The organism is Amycolatopsis antarctica, assembly GCF_002262875.1.
In the GTDB taxonomy this organism is placed as follows: domain Bacteria; phylum Actinomycetota; class Actinomycetes; order Mycobacteriales; family Pseudonocardiaceae; genus Amycolatopsis; species Amycolatopsis antarctica.
Map to the genome: position 1 here is coordinate 1 of NZ_NKYE01000041.1, position 1,278 is coordinate 1,278.

The 1,278-nt window shown below is 63.5% G+C and carries 1 protein-coding gene; it reads left to right on the top strand.

All coding sequences use genetic code 11. The annotated features are described in order from the left end of the window. Positions 1-67 precede the first annotated feature (67 nt). Positions 68-1,248, top strand: a protein-coding gene (locus tag CFN78_RS28340; protein ID WP_240519750.1) for an IS3 family transposase whose coding sequence is annotated in 2 segments (ribosomal slippage) — positions 68-352 and positions 355-1,248 — 1,179 coding nt in all. Because the reading frame shifts where the segments join, the coding sequence is not laid out codon by codon here. Positions 1,249-1,278 lie beyond the last annotated feature (30 nt).

Here is a 1,278-nt window from a genome sequence, read left to right on the forward strand (position 1 = left end):
GGGGCTGCTGAAGGGATCTGTGACATCTGAGATCGCTTGCTGATGTGCAGGCTGGAAGGATGTCGCTGTGCCCAAGCCCTATCCCCGTGAGTTCCGTGAGGACGTCGTGCGGGTCGCGCGGAGTCGTGAGCCGGGTGTGACGATCGAGCAGATCGCGAACGATTTCGGTGTCCATCCGATGACGTTGCAGAAGTGGCTGCGAGCGGTCGATGTCGAAGACGGTGTCAAGCCTGGTGTCACCTCGGATGCGGCGCGGGAGTTGCGTGAGCTCAAGCGCCGTAATCGGCTGCTGGAGCAGGAGAACGAGGTCCTGCGCCGCGCGGCGGCGTATCTGTCACAGGCTCAGCTGCCGGGAAAAGGCTCTACCCGCTCGTGAAGGAGTTGGCCGCCGCCGGTGCCCGGAACCGGGTGCCGGTGGCGGTGTCGTGTCGGGTGTTGAAACTCCATCGCCAGCACTACTACGCCTGGCTGGCCAACCCCGTGACCGCCGCCGAACTGGCCGAGGCTTACGTGGCGAACGCGATCTTCGCTGCCCATCGCGATGATCCCGAGTTCGGCTACCGGCTGTTGTTCGACGAGGTCACCGCAGCCGGTCACGAGGTGTCAGACCGCACGGTGTGGAAAATCTGCTCGGCGAATGAGTGGTGGTGCGTGTTCGGCAAGAAGCGTCGCGGTAGGAAGGGCCGTGTCGGTACGCCGGCGCACGAAGATTTGGTGTGTCGCGAATTCACCGCGGATGAGCCGAATCGCTTGTGGTTGACCGATATCTCCGAACACCCGACGAACGAGGGCAAGCTCTACATTTGCGCGGTCAAGGATGTGTGGTCCAACCGGATCGTGGGCTACTCCATCGCCGACCGCATGACCTCCCAGTTGGCGGTCGACGCGCTGGAGTCCGCAGTCGCCCGACGTGGCGGGACCGTCGCGAACTGCACGCTGCACTCCGACAGAGGCGGTCAGTTTCGCTCACGCAAGCTGCAGCAATCGCTGTGGCGCCACCAGATACGCGGCTCAATGGGCCAAGTCGGCTCCGCCGGAGACAACGCCGCCATGGAGAGCTTCTTCAGCCTCCTGCAACGCAATGTTCTCGACCGCCACCGCTGGACCAACCGCGAGGAACTCCGAATCGCGATCGTCACCTGGATCGAACGCACCTACCACCGCCGACGCCGCCAAGCACGACTCGGCAGATTGACCCCCATCGAGTACGAAGCCATCATGACCCAGACCGCCACAACGGCGGCCTAACCTGCTGTCACAGAATCATTCAGCAGCCCC